This window comes from Quadrisphaera sp. GCM10027208 (assembly GCF_042658805.1).
In the GTDB taxonomy this organism is placed as follows: Bacteria; Actinomycetota; Actinomycetes; order Actinomycetales; family SCSIO-59966; genus SCSIO-59966.
In genome coordinates this window covers 1-2,753 of sequence record NZ_JBHSRC010000016.1, presented here as the reverse complement: position 1 = coordinate 2,753, position 2,753 = coordinate 1, and the positions used below count along the sequence as shown (strand labels likewise).

Genomic DNA, 2,753 nt, shown 5'->3' with positions numbered 1-2,753 from the left:
CTGGACCATCAACAAGCCCAGTTTCCCGCACCAGACGGGCACTTCCGTCCATCTACCGCCCCGTGTCGACCCACCCGCGTGAAACGCCGAGGTTAGGCTCGGTGGGTGGCGTGGGTTCGGCGGGTGCGGACGGCCTCGGGCGCGACGGCCGTGCAGATCGCCGAGTACGTCGATGGGCGGCGGCGGATCGTGGCGCACCTGGGCTCGGCTCGTACCGAGGCGGAACTGGGGCTGCTGCTCGAGCAGGCTCGTGGGCTGCTGGCTGACGCCGCGCAGGGCGAGCTCGATTTGGGGGTCGAGGCCACCGCGCGCAGGGCCCGGCTGGCCCCTGCCGCGCCGCAGGCGGCGTTGTTCGGTGGGGCTGCCCGGCCCAGCGAGAGGGTCCAAGAAGCCCGCGTCGCGGCCCCGCGGGTGGTCGGCACCTGCTCACGGCTGTTGTTCGACGTGCTCGCGGAGGTCTACGGCTCGCTGGGGTTCACTGCTGTCGGGGACGAGACGTTCCGGGACCTGGTGATCGCTCGGATCGTGGAGCCGACCTCGATCCTGGACGCCGGGCGGGTGCTGGTCGACCTGGGTGGGGCGCCGGCCAGCGAGAAGACGATGCGCCGCACCCTGACCCGGTGCGTCGGGCGGGGTTACCGCGACCAGGTCGCGGCCGCGTGCTTCACCCACGCCGTCACCGGCGGTGACGTGTCGCTGTGCCTGTACGACGTCACCACGCTGTACTTCGAGGCGGAAAAGGAAGACGACCTGCGCAAGGTCGGCTATTCCAAGGAACGCCGGGTCGACCCGCAGATCGTGGTCGGGCTGCTGGTCGACCGCCGGGGGTTCCCCCTGGAGATCGGCTGCTTCGAGGGCAACACGGCCGAGACCGCCACGATCGTGCCGATCATCCGCACCTTCCAGGACCGCCACGGCCTGGCCGACATGGTTGTGGTCGCCGACGCCGGAATGCTCTCGGCGGCGAACCTGCGTGAACTGGACGAGGCGGACCTGAGGTTCATCGTCGGGTCCCGGGCCACCAAGGCCCCCACGGACCTGGCCTCCCACTTCCGCTGGCACGGCGACGCCTTCACCGACGGGCAGGTCATCGACACCATCACCCCGAAGAACCGGCACATCATCGAGAACAACCCGAAGATCAAGACCGAGCCGGTCTGGGATCCCCAACGGCATCCCGGCTCCTGGCGGGCGGTCTGGGCCTACTCGGCCAAACGCGCCGCGCGGGACACCAAGACCCTCACCTTGCAAGAGAACCGCGCCCGTGCCGTCGTGGCCGGGGACAAGGCAGCCCGCACCCCGCGGTTCGTCAAGACCAGTAACGGCACCAGAAGTCTGGACGACGCGTCGCTGGCCCGCGCCCGGCGACTGGTCGGACTCAAGGGCTACGTCACCAACATCAGTGCCCAGGTGATGCCCGCCGCCGAGGTGATCGCCAGCTACCACGACCTGTGGCACGTGGAGCAGTCCTTCCGGATGTCCAAGACCGACCTGCGCGCCCGGCCGATGTTCCACCACACCCGCGAGGCGATCGAGGCCCACCTGACCATCGTGTTCGCAGCCCTGGCCGTCAGCCGAGAGATCCAGAACCGGACTGGGCTCGCCATCCGCAACGTCTTGCGCCAGCTGCGGCCGCTGCGCTCAGCCACCATCGCGATCAACGGCACCGAGCAGACCTTCCCACCCGCGATCCCCGCCGACAAACAGCCGATCCTCGACGCACTACGACAACGAGGCCTCAGGCACTAAGCCCAATGACCGAAGTCAGGGCCGATCCTCGACGCACTACGACAACGAGGCCTCAGGCACTAAGCCCAATGACCGAAGTCAGGTGAAGACGTCGACGATTGTAGAACACTTCGATGTACTGGGCAATAGCTGCGGGCCCTTTTCCGGGTCGGGAACACGGTGCGGTACCCGACGACGGCCTTGGAGTAGCAGTCGATCACGGTCGCCAGGTATAGCCAGCCCTCCCAGGTGCGCACGAAGGTGATGTCGCCGACGAGCTTGCACCCGGTGCCTCGGCGGTGAAGTCCCGCCGCAGGTGGTCGGCGACCCTGCTGTGGTCCTGGCCGTCGCGCACCGTGGTCCTCCGGTAGGCCCGCGGCTGGCAGGCCACCAGGTTCTCGGTGCGCATGATGTCCCTGACCAGGTCCAGCCCGGCGCTGGCGACCTCGGGGTCCTCGCTGCGGGACAGCACCGCGTGCACCCGCCGCGCCCCGTACGTGCCGCGGCCGGCAGCGAACGCGGCGCGCACGTGCTCGGTGACCGTGGCCCGGCGCAGCGCCCGCGCCGAGGGCAGGGCCTTGCAGCAGTCGTAGTAGCCCGAGCGGGACACCTCCAACACGGCGCACATCCGGGTCAGCGGCAACTGCTCCACCGGCGCGCGGGCACGAGCCTGGGAGGCGTAGTAGTCCTGCTCCGCGGCAATGAACGTGTAACGCTCGCTCACTGCTCCTCCCTCGCGAAGTAGGCCGCGGCTTTTTTTAGGAAGGCCACTTCCAGCCGCAACTCACGGGCCTCCCTCTCCAGCTCGCGTAACCGCGCCCGCTCCGGCACCGACAACTCCTCACTCACAGGATGCTGTTCACGGTACTTCGCGACCCAGTTACCCAACGTCCCCGCATTGATACCAAGATCCCGAACAACCTCCGCAATCGGGCTCTTCGCAGTTGACGGTGTAGGTGGCGACGGCGCGTCGTTGGCCGGGTAGGGGTCGAGGTCTTCCGATGATGGGAGTTCTGACGCTGCCC

Annotated in this window: 3 protein-coding genes; 1 reads left to right on the top strand and 2 read right to left on the bottom strand. The window is 68.5% G+C overall.

The annotated features are described in order from the left end of the window. Positions 1 to 105 precede the first annotated feature (105 nt). Entirely contained in the window at positions 106 to 1,749 is a 1,644-nt protein-coding gene (locus ACFP6A_RS14380; protein WP_379604668.1) for an IS1634 family transposase, read from the top strand. Positions 1,750 to 1,945: 196 nt separating this feature from the next. On the opposite strand, the gene ACFP6A_RS14375 is transcribed toward ACFP6A_RS14380, so the two are convergent. Both ACFP6A_RS14375 and ACFP6A_RS14370 read right to left on the bottom strand, forming a co-directional pair. Beyond that, a complete protein-coding gene (locus ACFP6A_RS14375) occupies positions 1,946 to 2,452 on the bottom strand; it encodes an IS3 family transposase (RefSeq protein ID WP_379604666.1) in 507 nt (168 codons plus the stop codon). After that, a partial coding sequence (locus ACFP6A_RS14370; RefSeq protein ID WP_379604664.1) for a transposase occupies positions 2,449 to 2,753 on the bottom strand: 305 nt, incomplete at its 5' end. The genes ACFP6A_RS14370 and ACFP6A_RS14375, both read right to left, overlap by 4 nt.